Here is a 15773-nt window from a genome sequence, read left to right on the forward strand (position 1 = left end):
CTGGGGTTCCAAAGCGGCTGGACTGTGCAGACACAGTCTTTGCAGGGTGCCCACGGCCCGCCAGGGCAGGAGTGGGGGAAGCAGCACGGGGAGAGCACCCTTGGGATCAGGGACTGGCATCTGGGGCGAATGGCAATGGGGTGGAGCGATGTTCAGGGAGGTTTTCCCGGAGCTTGGCAGAAATTTCACGCCGGGGTGGATGCAGGCGCAATTCCTACAACCTGGCTGCAGCCCGCCCAGCAAACTGGCCCGCCAACCCGGCCGTGAAAGAAGCGCCATGCACTCCAGCCCACCCCCGTTAGAAGCTCGTACAGAGAGCCCCGGCGACGGCCTCGCCTCTGTCCATTCCGTGCGTCTGTGCGTGAACGGGCAAGACCATGAAGTCGAAATTCCCAGTTGGGTCATGCTGTTGGACCTGCTGCGCGAGCGGTTGGGACTCATGGGAACCAAGAAAGGCTGCGACCACGGCCAGTGCGGCGCCTGTACCGTGCTGGCCGATGGGCAGCGCATCAACGCTTGCCTCACGCTCGCGGTCATGCAGGAGGGGGCCGACATCACCACGGTGGAGGGCCTGCCCGCACTGGCCGGAGAGGGCCGTGCGAGTGCCGGGCTGCATCCTTTGCAGCAGGCTTTCATCGACCATGACGCATTCCAGTGCGGCTATTGCACGCCAGGGCAGCTGTGCTCCGCCGTGGGTCTGATGAACGAAGGCGGTGCGAAGACGGCTGACGATGTCCGCGAACGCATGAGCGGTAACCTCTGCCGTTGCGGTGCCTATCCGCAGATCGTGCAGGCGGTCGCTCAGGTGGCTGGCATTCGGGTCGATGCCATGCGTTTGTCGTCGCCTGCCCCCTTCACAGTGCAAGAGAGCCAGGCATGAGGGCATTCGTGTACGAAGCCGTCGCCACTGCCGACGCTGCGCTGGCGGCGATGCCCGGCCAAGCGCCCGACATTGGCGAGACCGCACCGCAGGCCAAGTTTCTTGCGGGGGGAACCAACCTGATCGACCTGATGAAGGAAGACGTCATGCGCCCACGGCGGCTGATCGATGTCAGCCGCCTGCCGCTGGCCGCCATCGAGGCCCGGCCCGAGGGCGGCTTGCGCCTCGGAGCCATGGCACGGAATGCTGCCACCGCGCGCCATCCCCTGGTGCGGGAGCGCTATCCCTTGCTGTCGGCTGCCATCCTGGCGGGCGCATCGCCGCAGATTCGCAACGTGGCGACCAATGGGGGCAATCTGTTGCAGCGCACACGGTGCCACTACTTCTACGACACAGGAACTCCCTGCAACAAGCGTGAACCGGGCACAGGTTGTCCCGCGCGGGCAGGGCTGGCCCGGCAACTGGCCATCCTCGGGACCAGCGACCATTGCGTGGCCACGCATCCGTCGGACATGTGCGTGGCGCTTGCCGCGCTCGATGCGGTGGTACATGTGCAATCGCCGAGCGGGCAGCGGACCATCGCGTTCGCCGATTTCCATCGTTTGCCAGGCAACGCGCCGCAGCGCGACAACACGCTGGCAGGCGATGAACTCATCGTGCACATCGAGTTGCCGGCCAACGGGCTGCAGCGGCACAGCACCTATCTGAAGCTGCGTGACAGGGCCTCCTATGCCTTCGCCCTGGTGTCGGTGGCTGCGGCGTTCGAGTTGGACGCTTCCGGGCTGATGCGAAACGCCCGCATTGCGTTGGGTGGCGTGGCCCACAAGCCCTGGCGCGACGCCGAGGCAGAACAGCTTCTGGAGGGACAGCGTCCGGAAGCCGCGGCTTTCCACGCGGCTGCGCATTTGCTTCTGCGAGACGCCCGTGGCCATGGTGCCCCGGGTGGACCCGGCGACAACCGTTTCAAGATCGTTCTGGCCCGGCGTGCCATCGTGCGTGCGCTCGAGATGGCGCGCGATGGCGAATTGACCAACACCGGAGAGCTGGGTACCGAACCTGTGCAGGAATTTCAGCCATGAGCACCCACGATGATTTCCGGACAGACACCGGCGCCGGGAAGGCCCTCTCCCAGCAGCCGATGGCGGAGCCCGGCACCGGGCTGGTGAAGACGGGCGCGCCCGTCTCCCGCATCGATGGCCGCCTCAAGGTCATGGGCCAGGCGCGCTACGCAGCGGAGCATGCCAGCGATGACCTGGTGTATGGAGTGGTCGTCAACAGCACCGTGGCAAAAGGGCGGATCCTGAATCTGCGGACAGACCGAGCGCTTGCAGTGCAGGGCGTGCTCGATGTCATCACACACACGAACCGCCCCGCGGTTCGGTCGCTCGATCTTTTCTACAAGGACATGACCGCCCCTGGGGGCTCGCCGTTCAAGCCGCTGCACGACGCGCGCATCCACTACAGCGGCCAGCCGGTCGCGCTGGTGGTAGCCACGTCCTTCGAGGCGGCGCGCTGTGCGGCCGCCTTGGTAGAACTGGACTACGAGGTCGAAAAACACGAGACCCACCTGCTGCACAACTTGCGCCGCGCGCGGGAGCCGAGCAGGCTCAAGGCGGGCTATTCACCGCCACCCAAACCCCGGGGTGACGCACCGCGAGCGTTCGGCGCGGCGCCTGTCAAGATCGACGCCCAGTACTACAGCGGGGTGGAGCACCACAATCCCATGGAGATGCATGCCTCCACCGTATTGCGCGGTGCCGATGGCCATCTCACCATCTACGACAAGACCCAGAGCCCGCAGAACAGCCGATGGGTGGTGTCGCGCGTGTTCGGTCTTTCACAGGAAGAGGTGACCGTTCGCAACCCCTTCGTTGGCGGTGCATTCGGGTCGGGCCTGCGGCCACAGTACCAGCTCATCCTGGCAGTGATGGCCGCATTGCACCTGCAGCGTTCGGTGCGGGTGGTGCTCACGCGGCAGCAGATGTTCACGTTCGGGCACCGGCCCGAGACATGGCAGCGCGTCAGGCTCGCCGCTGATCGCGACGGTACCCTCAAGGCCGTCATGCACGAGGCAGTGGCCGAGACCTCGCGCCTGGAAGACTATGTGGAAGTGGTGGTGAACTGGTCCGGTCAGCTATACCAGTGCGACAACGTCAGCCTCGGGTACCGACTGGTGCCGCTCGACCAGTACAGCCCCTTGGACATGCGCGCACCGGGGGCGGCCCATGGCGTCCACGCACTGGAAGTGGCCATGGACGAATTGGCCTATCAGCTGCGCATGGATCCGCTGATCTTGCGGCTCAAGAACTATGCGGAGCGCGATGCCTCGAAGGGTTTGCCTTTCTCTACCAAGGAGCTGCATGCGTGCTACCAGCAAGGTGCGGAGCGGTTCGGTTGGGCGCAGCGCCCCCTGGAGCCGCGTTCCATGCAGCAGGGGCGAGAGCTGATTGGTTGGGGCATGGCCACAGGTACCTGGGATGCCATGCAGATGTTCGCGCGTGTCCGCGCGGTGATGCATGCGGATGGTCGGTTGGTCGTGAGCAGTGCGGCCTCCGACATCGGTACCGGCACGTACACGGTCATGGCCATGATCGCCGCCGAAGCGATGGGCCTGCCACTGGAACAGGTGACCTTCGCCCTGGGCGACTCCAACCTGCCGTTGGCCCCTGTGGAAGGCGGCTCGTCGCATGTAGCGACGGTCGGTGCCGCGGTGGAGGGCGCATGCGAGAAGTTGCAGCGGTTGCTCTGGGCGCTGGCAAGGCGCAGCCGAAGCATGGGCTTCGGCAAGGTGCTGCTCAAGGAGGTGGAATTCAAGGCGGGTCGCATGCGTCGCCGGGACGCCCCGCCGCAGGACCTGGGCGTCGCATTCGCCGACATCCTGGCGTCGCAAGGGCGCTCGATGATCGAGGTGCGTCACCTCATGCTTCCGAACCTGCTCCGGCAAAAGAAGTTCGTGAGGGCCACGCATTCCGCCGTGTTCTGCGAGGTGCGGGTAGACGAGACCCTGGGGACGGTTCGTGTCACGCGGGTGGTCAGTGCCATCGCCGCAGGGCGCATTCTGAATGCCAAAACGGCCCACAGCCAGATCACCGGAGGCGTGGTCTGGGGCATCAGCCAGGCATTGCATGAAGAGACGCAGACCGACCATGCACTGGGCCGGTTCATGAATCACAACTATGCGGAATACCACGTTGCCACCAACGCCGACATTCCGCCGATCGATGTGATTTTTGTGCAGGAGGATGACCGCATCGTCAGCCGCCTGGGCGCCAAAGGGGTGGGCGAGATCGGCATCGTGGGTGTGGCGGCGGCCGTGTGCAATGCCATCTTCCATGCCACTGGCCGGCGCGTGCGCTCCACCCCCATGACGCCTGACAAGGTGATGATCCCGGCACCACCCGCCGTGCCGTCTTCCACGGAGCACGCTTTGTCCCTGTAGGCGGCCAGGGCTGCTGCTGCGCGCGACCGGATCGTGGCGGGCCGTCAGTCCGGGTTCATGGGCGCGGATGCAATGCTGCATCCTTTTCGTGGCGGGCGGCCAGCAGCGCTTTCAAGCGCTCCAGCAGCCGGCCCATGTCCACCGGCTTGGAAAAATGGTCGTCGAAACCCGCCTCCAGCGCGAGCAGCCGGTCGGCATCGCTTCCATAGCCTGTCAATGCAGTCAAAGGAAGGTGCCGGGTATCTGGCTGCGAGCGGACGCGGCGCGCCAGTTCGTACCCGCTGATCTCGGGCAGACCGATGTCGAAGATAGCCGCGTCGAACCGTGCTTTGGCCAGTTGGGTCAGACCCTCGGCGGCACTGTAGGTCGCCTGTACCCGATGGCCTTCCATTCGCATCCATTCCGCCAGCAGGTCGGCGGCATCGTTGTTGTCATCGACCAAAAGCAATCGCAGTGCGGGCAACGCCTCCGATCCCGCATCTCCTTGCGGGTCATCGGTGGCTTGTCGTTGGCCGAGCAAGGGCAAGCGCAGCGTGAAAGTGCTTCCTCTGCCCGGTCCGTCGCTGTGCGCCTCGATGGTGCCGGAGTGCAGGCCCGTCAAGCTGCGGGCGATGGCCAGTCCCAGGCCGAGCCCTCCGGACGCGCGCTCCAAGGCTTGCTCGCCCTGCACGAACCGCTCGAATACGTGGTGGAGCAAGTGGGCAGGAATGCCCACGCCCTCATCGCTGACGCGGAGCACGGCCCAGCCCGTCTCGCTGGCGAGTTCGATTCGGATGGGCGTTTCCGGCGGGCTGAATTTCGCGGCGTTGTTGAGCAGATTGCAGACGATCTGAACGAGCCGGAGCAATTCGCCCTGCACGAGGACAGGCCCGTTCGGCAGGGTCAGCTGGGGCATGGAGCTGCGTGCCTGCAAGGCGGGCATCGTCAGCTCCAGCGCACGCTCCACCACCTCTTGAAGATCCACCGGTTCCAGCGCCAGGGTGATCTTTCCCGACACGATTCTCGAGATGTCGAGCAGATCGTCCACCAGGCGCGACAGGTGCTTGACTTGGCGGCCGATGATTTTGCGTTCCCGGGAAAACGCCGTGGGATCCCGGCGGGCGATCAACTGAAGGGCCAGCACGATGGGCGCCAGAGGGTTGCGGAGTTCATGGCCCAGCATGGCCAGGAATTCATCTTTCGCGCGGTTGGCCGATTCGGCTTCGCGCTGCGCCTTTCGCGCCTCCGACAAGAGCAGTGCATTGTCCAGCGCCAAGGCTGCGCGTTGCGCCAGCTCGCCGATCAGTGCGCTGTCTTCCGCTCCAAAGATGCGGCTAGGGCCGGCCTGCAGCACCGCCATGGTGCCGATCGTGCGCCCACGCGCAATGAGCGGCACGACACAGGCCGCGACGGCTTCGAATTCCGGCACAAGCGCTGAAATGTCTTTGCTGCGGCCGTCGTCTTCGCCGGTCTGGCCGGATGGATGCAGGCTGGGCTTGCCGGTCTTCAGGGCGGTGATCAGCACTTGCGGTGTTTCCGCGGAATGGGCCGGCATGCTGTCTTGTTCGGCAAGCCTGCCGCTGTGCTCCGACCATTTGGAATGGCTCAGCCTTGGCAGCAAGGCCCCTTGCTCATCCAGCAGATCGATCCGGCAGGCATCGCCGATGGCGGGCACCACCAGGCGGGCAATCGCGTCGAGCGTGTCCGACTCCTCCAGTGATCCGGAAAGCACGGCACTGGCATTGACCAGCAACCCCAGCCGCTGTTCGGCCGCCTGGGCCGCGGACCGTGCATGGCTTTCGAGCTGCAGCAACTCCTCCCGCTCTGCCTCGCTGCCGGCGCGTTGCACGGCGGCCGATTCGAGCGCCCGGGCCACGGCGTCGATTTCCATGATGCGCGACATGCCGGATGGCCGCAATTCGCCCCGGCCCAGGGCATCGGCGTCGTCTCGCAGGCTGCGCATGGGCATCGTGATGGACTTCGACATCCACCAGGCACCCGTGCCCCCGAGAACCAGCGATGCCAGAAGACCCAGCACGTAGGCCCCGGCGGTGCGCCACCAGGAGCTTTCTGCCTTCGACAGCGATGTGCCCAGGACGAGCGTCCAGCCCCCTTCGTCGAGCCGCGCGAGCACGGTCTTCGCAAGCACGCCATCGACATTGGTACTGGTGCCCAGGAGTTCTTGCTTGTCGTGGCCCAGTGCCTGGAAAAAGGGCTTGAGCGATTCACTGGGGCCGGAGCCCCGCCATTTTTCGTCGTCCACCGTGCGGGCGATGCGAGCCAGATTGGCATCGAAGACGGACACGTACCAACCTTCGGGAACGCGTTGTGCACGCAGCACGGCGGCAATGGCCTCCGGTCGAATGATGGCTGTCAGCACATATTTCACCACCCCGTCCCGTACCACCGGAACGCGGACCGGAAAGGCCAGATTGCCCCCGGCACCACGCGCCATGGACCCGGCGACGGGCCGTCGGGTCTGGACTGTTGCGTCAAAGCTGGATCGCTCCACCACATTCGCGCTGGTGGGGCGGTCGGTCTCGGTGGAGAACACCACCCGCCCTGAAGGGTCCGCCAGCAGCAAGCCCCGCCACTCCGGATGGGAGGCACGCACCGCCCGGCTGAGTGCAAGGGCCTGGGCTTTGCCCTCGCCATCCGCCGTGCCCAGCGGATCGGCCAGGGCCAGCGTTTGCAAGGCGGACATCGTCAGTCGCAACTCTCCCTCCACTGCCGTGGCCAGCGCGCGTGCGACACCGAGGCTCGAAGCCTCGTTTTGCGCACGCTGGCTTTCGAAAAGGGCGGACAGAGAGATGCCGCACACGACCGCCAGCGGCAGGATCGCCGCCGCAGCCACCAGCAGCAGTTGGGTTTTCAAGGGAACGGTGCGCACGGGTTTCGGAAGGCGTTGTGTCCACTGAGACGGGCGGGCGTGGCGCAATGGGCAGGCGGAGGCATGACCGTTTTGCAGCGTGGCCTGGGCGAAGGGCAGGCGTGAAAGGCGACAGCATGTTATCTCCGCCCGGGCAGATTCCTTCCCTCCTATCTTCCGCAAATTTCCCGGCCCCCTGGCCTCCGACCGGCGATTTGTTGCAAAATGTTCGATTGATCCGCTTGACGGAATGCAGGAGGGGAGAAATGGCAAGAAGACGTCAAAAACAAAGTGCCGCAGACGATTTCATGGATTGGGTGGCACGGCTTCCATGGTGGGTCGGGCTTGGCCTGGCGGCCATGATTTATTGGGCGCTGCACACGGTGGCATCCCAGCCCATGCCGGCGATGAGAACGTCGCACGAGGTGGGGCAGGTGGTCACCGGTGCGCTCTGGCGCAGTCTGGCTTATGCCGGGCAATTCGTGCTGCCGCTTCTGTGCCTGATGGGGGCCGTGCTTTCCGCCCTGAGGCGTCGGGAGCGGCGCCATCTGCTGGACGACTGCGGGACCGCCAGCTCCAGCGCACAGGCCTTGCAAGGAATGTCCTGGCAGGCTTTCGAAAAGCTCGTGGGCGAGGGATTCCGGCGGCGCGGCTATGCAGTGCAGGAGCGGGCGCAAGAGGGCGCGGATGGTGGGGTGGATCTGGTTCTCACCAAAGCGGGGGAAATGTCCCTCGTCCAGTGCAAGCATTGGAAAGCCTTCCAGGTCGGCGTCCCGGTGGTCCGCGAGTTGTATGGCGTGATGGCCGCGCACGGGGCGTCCGCCGGCTTCGTGGTGACGTCCGGGCGCTTCACACAAGACGCCACGGCGTTCGCCAGCGGGCGAAATATCCGCCTGATCGATGGCGCCGCACTGCTGCAACTCATTCGCGAAACCACTGCGGATCGCAGCCCGCTCCCGCAAACCGCGTCCAAGGTGTCGGTCCCTTCCTCATCGCAGGAGACCCCGGCAGTGCGGTCCGAAGTGTCCTGTCCTCAATGCGGCAGCCGGATGGTGCGGCGCACCGCCAAGCGGGGCGTGCTGGCCGGTCAATCGTTCTGGGGATGCTCTGACTACCCCTCCTGCCGGGAAACGCGCAACGGCTGAAGGGGCTTTGCACGGTGCGCAGAACTGGCAGGGTTTGGACGCCCAGCGACGGCGTAAGCGGCAGGCCCCGTTCAGCCAACCCACTCCGGTCTGTGGGCCCGGCTCAAGACAGCGGTTTGGCCCGGGTGCCCCGGGGAACAAACCGCCGCACGAAGCCCGGCTGAAAACAGCGTTGGGTCCCGTCGGCAAAATCCACCGTGACGGAAATTGCGTCGATGGCCGCCACGGTACCCTGGCCATACCGTTTGACGCGAACGGTTGCCCCCAGTTCGAGCGCCTGGGCATCACGACGGGCTTGCGCTGCCGACGCGATGGCCGGCTCTCCCATTTCGCCCAGGTCGGTCGCCCCCAGGTTCCGCACCGTGTCGGCAGCCCGCTCGGCCAAAGCCTGTTGGGCCAGCTGGGCCATGCGAATGCAGTTGTCGCAGTTACCGCAACGCTGCGGTTCGTCCGATGGGTCGAAATACTCGAGCAGCACCTGCCAACGGCAGCGACCCGTCTGCGCATAGAACACCATGCGCTCCAGCGCCTGCTGGTCTTGCTCCCGCTTGTCGGCATAGGCCTGCAGGAGCGCTCGCACCGACGCGGGCTCCAGTTCCGTCTTGCGCAGGGAGAGTGCGCCGCTGCGCGCTTTCGAGACAATCTTGTGCCGCTGCAGCAGGCCCAGTCCCACCTGCAGCTTGCTGCGAGGCCGGTCCAGGCGGGCCTGCAGGCTGTCGAGCGTCCAGACGCCCGGGTCTTGCGGCGCGGGATCGCGCAATGCCTGGTAGAGCGCGTCGATGTCGTCCGCGCTCGGGTAGCGGCCTGCCAGAAAGAATTGCTGCACTGCTTTGTCCTTGCGGAGAAACAGCAGCGTGCAATCTGCTGGATCGCCATCGCGTCCCGCACGCCCTGATTCCTGGTAGTACGCATCGAGGCCGCCCGGCATCTGGTAGTGCACGACAAAGCGGACATCCTGCTTGTCGATGCCCAGTCCGAACGCATTGGTGGCGACCATCACGCGGACCTCTCCCCGCATGAACGCATCCTGGGCTTCACTGCGCTCCGCGGCTGGCATGCGCCCGTGGTAGAGGCCCGCCGCGACATCCGCAGCGCGCAGCGCCGCATGAACCTCCTGCGCCGCTTTCACCGTGGCGGCATAGACCAGCCCGGAACCCTCGGCCGCTTTCACGATGTCGATGAGGCGCGCCCGCTTGTCCGCTTCGTTGGCCAGCGCTTCGGCGCGGTAGCGGAGGTTCGGCCGGTAAGTCCCCGTGTCGACGACGCCCGCGGCAGGAATGCCCAGTTGCTTGCGAATGTCCGCCGCCACCGGCCCGGCCGCTGTAGCGGTCAGCGCCAGCACGGTCGGGCGGCCCAGCCGTGCCACCGCGCCGGCGATTTCGAGAAAGGCCGGCCGAAAGTCATGGCCCCATTGGGAGATGCAGTGGGCTTCGTCCACCGCGAGCAGGCCGATCGGGCCGCTGGAGGCGACCAAGGCCAGAAATTCTGCGTCGGCGAGCCGCTCCGGGGTGGTCAGCACGATGCGTGCGCTGCCATCGGCAATGGCCTGCTCTGCCTCTCGCGTTTCCTGCGGTGTGAGCCCGCTGTGCAGTTGCACGGCAGAAACACCCCGCTCGCGCAGCGAGTCGCATTGGTCCCGCATGAGCGCGATGAGCGGTGACACCACCACCGTCCTGCCTTCAATCATCAGGGCAGGCAATTGGTAGCAAAGCGACTTGCCCGCCCCGGTCGGCATCACCGCCAACGTGTTTTCGGACTGCAGCACGCGGTCGATCACCTCGCGCTGGCCCGCCCGCAGCTCGCGCAAACCGAACGTCTTTTTCAGCACCGACTGGATGCGTGCCGCTGACGGCTTGCGAGGTGCTCTCGGCTGGCGGGCACGTTTGGGGGAGGCGGGTATGGGTTGGGGCGGGATGACGAGCATAGGCTGCCATGCTGGCGGGGGCCGCATCTCCCCCACGTCAGACGTTGCTCACGCCGGATGTCATCCGCTGTCTCTGCCCCCGCGATGTGTCAGAAACGTGCCTGCACGCCCAGCGTCACCGCGCGCGCCGTGCCCGGTGCAACCCAGAGGCGGCTGTACGAACTGGTGTAGTACGTGGTGTCGAAAACATTGTCCACGTCCAGGGTCAGCCGCACGGCCGGGGTGATGCGCCAGTACGCAACCAGCTTGGCTGTGCGGTAGCTGGGCAGATCGAAGGCCGCCGATCCCGCATTGGCCTCGGCCTGGGTGCGGGCCTGGCCCAGGCGGCGGCCGACGTGCGTGACGCCGCCACCGATGCCATAGCGTTGCCCATTGTCGAAGGCGTTCTCGTACACCGCCAGCACGCTGCCATTGACCTTGGGCACGTTGAGCAGCCGGCCCCCGACCTCCAGGGTGTTGTCCCGGGTGATTTCCACGTCGTTCAGAACCAGGCTGGCATTGACCCGCCAGCGGGCCGTCACCTGGCCTGCGAAATCCAGCTCCAGGCCCCGGCTGCGCACCTCGCCAGCGGCCACGGAATAGCTCGAATTGAGCGGGTCGGAGGTCAGTACATTGCGTTTGCGGATGTCGAACAGGGCGGCCGTGGCACCCATGCGCTGGTCGGCACTCTCCCACTTTGCGCCGACTTCCAGGGAACGCCCGGTTTCCGGATCGAAAGGCTGCGAAGCACTGTCGGACCCCACGTTCGGGCGGAACGAACGCCCCGCGTTCGCATACACCGTCCATTGCGAGGACGGCAGCCAGCTCAGGCCGACGCGCGGCGAGGTGGATGACGGCTCCTGGCGGACCGTGGTGCCATTGCGCCGGTTTTCCAGCGACTGCCGGTACTGGTCCACGCGCACCCCGCCCACCAGGCGCCACGTCGGCGACAGCTTGATGGCATCCTGAAAATAAAGCGCGGTGTTGCGCTGGCGCTCCAGGGTGTCGGTGTTGGGCAATGGCGTGGGCTGGGACTGTCCGTAGACAGGGGCCTGGATGTCGATCGCATAGGGGGAGGTCGCCGTGGGGTTGGCGCGCAGCATCAGCGTGTCCAGATGGAACTTGAAGCTCTCCACGCCGAACAGCAGTTCGTGTTCCATGCCGCCGGCCTTGACGTTGCCCTGCAGTTCGGCCTGCAATGCGATGTCGTCCGAGGTGAAGTCCCGAAAGCGGCGCTGGCGGGTCAGCAGGCCATTGGACTGCAGTGCGCTGGCTTCGGTGGAGAAGCCCTGGATGGAGGTCTCGCGGTACGACAAGCCCACGCGGCTGCGCCATTGCGGGCTCCATTCGTGCGACAGGATGAACTGATGGGTCTGGTTCTCCACCGTCACATCGCCATCACCCGGCTCGCCCAGGAATCGGCTGCTCGGGATGGTGCCCAACCGATTGCCCACGGCCACGACGCCCCGGTCCAAAGGCGTGGCATGGCGCAGAAACTCCCCGGCGTATTCCAGCGACGTGTCGCGGCCCAGCTTCCAGGTGAATGCCGGGGCGACCACACGCCGTTCGGAACTCACATGGTCGCGGAAGCTGTCGCGGTCCTCCGCTGCCACGTTGAGGCGATAGGCGAAGTTCTCGCCGATGGGGCCGGTGCTGTCGAATGCGCCCCGCTTGAGGCCCTGGCTGCCCACGGAGCCCTCGACGGCGTTGGCTGCCTTCCACAAGGGCCGCTTGCTGACGATGTTCAGGGTGCCGCCGGGCTCGCTGCTGCCATAGAGCGCTGCAGCGGGGCCTTTGAGAAATTCGATGCGCTCCACGCCGGCCAGATCGCGCGGCGCGTTGAAGCCCCGGTTGGAGGAAAAACCGTTCATCAGCGTGGCCATGCCGGTGTTTTCATTGCCAGGCAGGCCGCGGATGGCCACGTTGTCCCACAGCCCGCCGAAATTGTTCTGGCGGGACACACCGCCCACATAGTCGAGCACATCATCGAGCCGCGTGGCGCCCAGGTCGTCGATGGCCTGGCGGGTGACGACCCGCACCGATTGCGGCAGCTCCCGCAGCGGCAGGTCGGTCTTGGCACCCGCGGCTTCTTCGGCATGGTAGGCCCCGGACTCGGTGCGTCCGACGATCTCGACGGTGGACAGTTGGGGCGCATTGTCGGCGGTCTGCGCCATGGCAGAGCCGCACGACAGGGCCGCCATGGCGAGCGTGAGTGGAAAGGGGGCGCGAGCGCCCCGGCAGGAAATGAGGAACATGGACGTACTGAAGAAAAATCGCCGGCCGCGATTCAGGGCGGCCGGATGGCATGCACGGACCCGCCCGCGGCGGCAGCGCCGCCACGGCGAGAGAGAAAAGACCCAGCTGGGATGCGACCGCCTTGCGGGGCGGCATGCATCAGGCGATGGGAAGAGGGGGATCGCGCGATGCAAAAGGCCAGCGGCCAGGTGCCGGCACGAAGGCAAATGCCGCTGTGGGCTGCGGGCAGTTGGGACCGGCGCCTGCCTGCGGCACCGGCAATCCGATGCCACCGGGCAGGGCGGCGGGCTGCGCGAATGCCATGCACCCGGCGCAGGGGCCGTGCTCCAACGCGTGCGCCGGCTTCGCCGGCTGCGGCGCGTCGTCTTGCACCACGCTGACGGCCTCCGGGCCTGTGCCGATGGCGACCCGCAGGTGCTCCGCCTCGTGCAAGGGCAGCCCGATGCACGTGTGCAGGAACACGGCAAGCAGGAGCAGGCGAAGGAGGGCGCGGCGATGGTTCATGGCAAGGGCGCCGAATCATAGCGGCGTCTCTGCCGCTTTCCCGCCGGGGTAAAAAGGTGTCAGGCGCTTTCGGTCGCCACCACCACCTGGTTGCGCCCTTGCTGCTTGGCCTGGTACAGAGCCTGATCGGCACGCTGGACGATGTCGGTTTCGCTGGTGTCCTTCAGGCTGCAAAAGCTCATGCCCAGGCTCACGGTCAGCTGGCCGACGGCCGGAAAATGGCTCTGGCTCACCGCGACGCGGATCTTTTCGGCCACCACGCGGCCCTCTTGCCGGTCCTGCGGCTCCGGCAGCAGCACCACGAATTCCTCGCCGCCGTAGCGCGCCACGAAATCGGTGATTCGCACGCTGCCGGAGATCACCTGGGCCAGTTGCTGGAGCACCGCGTCGCCGGCCTGGTGGCCGTGGTGGTCGTTGACATGCTTGAAATGGTCGGCGTCGATGACGAGCAGCGCGAAGGTCCGGCCCGTGCGCTGAAAGAGCTGCACGTACTCGCGCAGCTTTTCGTCGAACCTGCGGCGGTTGTAGAGGCCGGTGAGGGCATCGTGAATCGCCAGGTTCTCCAGTTCCTGGTTGGCCCGGTGCAGCGCCTGCGTGCGCTCCGCCACCTGGGCTTCCAGGGAGGTGTTCAGCTGGGACAGCTCGCGCTCCCGTTCGAGCAGGGAGGCCGTCATCGACTGGAAGGAGTGGTTGAGCTGCGTGATCTCCGACGCGTGTTCGTCGCCCGGATACACCGGCGTTCCAGCGCGGTTTTCGATCATGCGGGCGGCGCGGGCCAACTGCTCGATGGGTCGGCTGATGCGCGCTGCCAGCCGGTAGGCCACCAAGGCGCAGGCCAGGGCCGTGAGCAGGCCGAGCAGAATCAGTTGCTGGCGCAGCGCCTTCACCGGAGCCAGTGCCTTGTCCAGCGGCTGGCGCAGCACGATGCGCCAGCCCAGATCGGTGTGCGCCACGGTCGGTATCTCCACCATGCTGGTGAGGTACTCCGCGCCATCGCTCCATTGCAGGCGCTCAGACTGTGCCTGCGGCGAGGCGCCGGCAGGAAGATTCAGCAGTCCGGCATGCTGGAACGGGTAAAGAATGTGCCCGGCCTTGTCCGCGATCAGCACCTCTGCGCCGTGCTGACCGACCCGGTTCACCACGATGGACTCCACCGTCTCGGTCACCCAGGACCAGTGGGCATGGGCTCCCAGCACCCCCCGCAACTGGCCCTGTTCGTCCAGGATGGGGGCTGCGAAGTCGATGAAGCGCAGCGGCTGGTCCGGGTTGCGGTTGGGCAGCTGCTTGGCCAGCAGCACGGCCTCGTGCACGTCGCCCACGAACAGTCCGGAACGGGCGGACTGGAACCACGGCCGGTGCTCGACCTGGGCTCCGACCAGCACGCCATCGGTGGCTTGCGTGACCCGTCCGCTCGCGTCGGTGACGCCGATCCAGGCGTATTCGTTGTGGGTGGTCTTGCGCAGATCCAGCGCCTGCCGCATTTCCTGGGCGGAAAGGTCGCCGCGGGTGAAGAGTGCCAACTGGCGCAGGAGGTCGATCTCCTGGGCCCGCTCGCGCAGGTTCGTCGCCAGCAGGTCGGCGGCCGACCGGGCACTGGTGTGCAGCAGTTCGCCGCCGAACCGGGCCAGTTCCCCCGTGGCGATGTGGCCCACGTAAACCCCCACGCCCAGCAGGCTGGCGAGCGACAGCCCGCCGAACAGCAGGGTCAGCTGTCCTCTGAAGCTCTGGCGTGAGCCGTTGGCCTTGTCGGTGGTTTTCATACGCCTGGCGATTTTCTCCGGATCAGGATCGGCTCTCTACAATGCCGGCCCTTTGGTCCTGGAAACCCCGCCCATGCATATCGTCGTCAACGAAGAACTCAAGGCCTACATCGACCCCCTGAGCCCCGAAGAGCACGCGGCCCTGGAGCGCAGCCTGCTGGCGGAAGGGTGCCGCGATGCGCTGGTGCTGTGGGGCGAGGTGCTGGTCGATGGCCATAACCGGTACGGTATCTGCCAAAAGCATGGGTTGCCGTTCCAGACGGTTCAAAATCAAAATTTCCGCTCCATGGAAGACGTGCACCTGTGGATGATCGACCAGCACCTGGGCCGGCGTAGCGTATCGGACTTCCAGCGCGGTGTGCTGGCCCTGCGCAAGCGGGAGATTCTGGCCGATCGCAACGTGCGCGCCGCCAATGGCGAAGCCCTTACGGGGGCGACCCCCGGCGAACCAGGGGATGGCGTGGGCACCGCCGATGCCGCCCCGCCGGGCCCGGTCGCAGCCGATGCCCCGGCGCAGGCACCATCGCCAGAGCCCCAGCCGCTGTCCAGCCGGGAGGCCATCGCCAAGGCCGCAAGGCTGAGCAGCAGCCAAGTGGTGATGATCGAAAAAATACGCAAGCAGGCCGCGCCCGAGGTGGTGGCCGCGGTCAAGGCGGGCGCCCTCTCGCTCAACGCAGCGGCGGCCGTGGCCACGTTGCCGCAGGACGAACAGCGTGCGGCGGCCATGGCGGGAGGCGACGAACTCAAGCAGGCGGCCAAGCGGGTGCGCGAAGCCAAGCGCAAGCCGCGGGACGAAGCCGACGCCCCATCGCCCGATACGCTGCAGTCGCTGCGTGACCGTGTGGCCGAACTCACGGCCGAGAACGAGGAACTGCGCCGCCAGTTGTCGGCCTGGCAGGCGCAGCCAGGCACCTAGGGACAGGGCGCAAGGGCATTTGCGCCGCCGCGCCCCATCTTTTTCGCAGGTATCCGCACCTTGTGTGCGGGTGTTACCGCCATGCCATTGGGCTCTATGATTTGGGCCCACTCCGATCCGCG

General features: G+C 66.3%; 10 protein-coding genes. 5 read left to right on the forward strand and 5 right to left on the reverse strand.

The window, feature by feature from the left end; all coding sequences use genetic code 11:
- Positions 1 to 277: 277 nt before the first annotated feature.
- Genes AVKW3434_RS05275 through AVKW3434_RS05285 form a run of 3 tightly spaced genes read left to right on the forward strand, consistent with a single transcriptional unit; the run spans position 278 to position 4319 of the window.
- A complete protein-coding gene (locus AVKW3434_RS05275; RefSeq protein ID WP_284405015.1) occupies positions 278 to 880 on the forward strand; it encodes a (2Fe-2S)-binding protein in 603 nt (200 codons plus the stop codon).
- Positions 877 to 1959: an FAD binding domain-containing protein gene (locus AVKW3434_RS05280; protein WP_502869032.1), complete on the forward strand. Its 1083-nt coding sequence runs from the start codon at positions 877 to 879 to the stop codon at positions 1957 to 1959. The genes AVKW3434_RS05275 and AVKW3434_RS05280 overlap by 4 nt, the downstream gene beginning before the upstream one ends.
- Positions 1956 to 4319: a xanthine dehydrogenase family protein molybdopterin-binding subunit gene (locus AVKW3434_RS05285; RefSeq protein ID WP_284405016.1), complete on the forward strand. Its 2364-nt coding sequence runs from the start codon at positions 1956 to 1958 to the stop codon at positions 4317 to 4319. Before AVKW3434_RS05280 ends, AVKW3434_RS05285 begins: the two co-directional genes overlap by 4 nt.
- Before the next feature lie 55 nt (positions 4320 to 4374).
- On the opposite strand, the gene AVKW3434_RS05290 is transcribed toward AVKW3434_RS05285, so the two are convergent.
- Entirely contained in the window at positions 4375 to 7173 is a 2799-nt protein-coding gene (locus AVKW3434_RS05290) for a hybrid sensor histidine kinase/response regulator (protein WP_284405017.1), read from the reverse strand.
- Between the two features lie 260 nt (positions 7174 to 7433).
- Here AVKW3434_RS05290 and AVKW3434_RS05295 point away from each other — a divergent pair, with 260 nt between their 5' ends.
- Entirely contained in the window at positions 7434 to 8312 is an 879-nt protein-coding gene (locus AVKW3434_RS05295; protein ID WP_284405018.1) for a restriction endonuclease, read from the forward strand.
- 103 nt (positions 8313 to 8415) lie between these two features.
- On the opposite strand, the gene AVKW3434_RS05300 is transcribed toward AVKW3434_RS05295, so the two are convergent.
- From AVKW3434_RS05300 to AVKW3434_RS05315, 4 genes are all read right to left on the reverse strand, one after another.
- Entirely contained in the window at positions 8416 to 10236 is a 1821-nt protein-coding gene (locus tag AVKW3434_RS05300) for a RecQ family ATP-dependent DNA helicase (protein WP_284405019.1), read from the reverse strand.
- Positions 10237 to 10325: 89 nt separating this feature from the next.
- Positions 10326 to 12470 (reverse strand): TonB-dependent siderophore receptor, encoded by a 2145-nt coding sequence (locus AVKW3434_RS05305; RefSeq protein ID WP_284405020.1) that lies wholly within the window; start codon positions 12468 to 12470, stop codon positions 10326 to 10328.
- Positions 12471 to 12609: 139 nt separating this feature from the next.
- Entirely contained in the window at positions 12610 to 12975 is a 366-nt protein-coding gene (locus AVKW3434_RS05310) for a hypothetical protein (protein ID WP_272567394.1), read from the reverse strand.
- 59 nt (positions 12976 to 13034) lie between these two features.
- A complete protein-coding gene (locus AVKW3434_RS05315; RefSeq protein WP_284405021.1) occupies positions 13035 to 14735 on the reverse strand; it encodes a sensor domain-containing diguanylate cyclase in 1701 nt (566 codons plus the stop codon).
- Positions 14736 to 14808: 73 nt separating this feature from the next.
- Between AVKW3434_RS05315 and AVKW3434_RS05320 the strand changes: the two genes are divergently transcribed.
- The gene (locus AVKW3434_RS05320) at positions 14809 to 15651 is read left to right on the forward strand and encodes a plasmid replication/partition related protein (protein WP_284405022.1); all 843 of its coding nucleotides are present in this window, start codon (positions 14809 to 14811) and stop codon (positions 15649 to 15651) included.
- Positions 15652 to 15773 lie beyond the last annotated feature (122 nt).

It is taken from the genome of Acidovorax sp. SUPP3434, from assembly GCF_030159015.1.
In the GTDB taxonomy this organism is placed as follows: domain Bacteria; phylum Pseudomonadota; class Gammaproteobacteria; order Burkholderiales; family Burkholderiaceae_C; genus Paracidovorax.

Bases quoted from the DNA above. Each gene is read 5' to 3' on its own strand.
- AVKW3434_RS05305 (WP_284405020.1), bottom strand. From the start codon at position 12,470: ATGTTCCTCATTTCCTGCCGGGGCGCTCGCGCCCCCTTTCCACTCACG.
- AVKW3434_RS05275 (WP_284405015.1), top strand. From the start codon at position 278: ATGCACTCCAGCCCACCCCCGTTAGAAGCTCGTACAGAGAGCCCCGGC.
- AVKW3434_RS05300 (WP_284405019.1), bottom strand. From the start codon at position 10,236: ATGCTCGTCATCCCGCCCCAACCCATACCCGCCTCCCCCAAACGTGCC.
- AVKW3434_RS05280 (WP_502869032.1), top strand. From the start codon at position 877: ATGAGGGCATTCGTGTACGAAGCCGTCGCCACTGCCGACGCTGCGCTG.
- AVKW3434_RS05320 (WP_284405022.1), top strand. From the start codon at position 14,809: ATGCATATCGTCGTCAACGAAGAACTCAAGGCCTACATCGACCCCCTG.
- AVKW3434_RS05285 (WP_284405016.1), top strand. From the start codon at position 1,956: ATGAGCACCCACGATGATTTCCGGACAGACACCGGCGCCGGGAAGGCC.
- AVKW3434_RS05295 (WP_284405018.1), top strand. From the start codon at position 7,434: ATGGCAAGAAGACGTCAAAAACAAAGTGCCGCAGACGATTTCATGGAT.
- AVKW3434_RS05310 (WP_272567394.1), bottom strand. From the start codon at position 12,975: ATGAACCATCGCCGCGCCCTCCTTCGCCTGCTCCTGCTTGCCGTGTTC.
- AVKW3434_RS05315 (WP_284405021.1), bottom strand. From the start codon at position 14,735: ATGAAAACCACCGACAAGGCCAACGGCTCACGCCAGAGCTTCAGAGGA.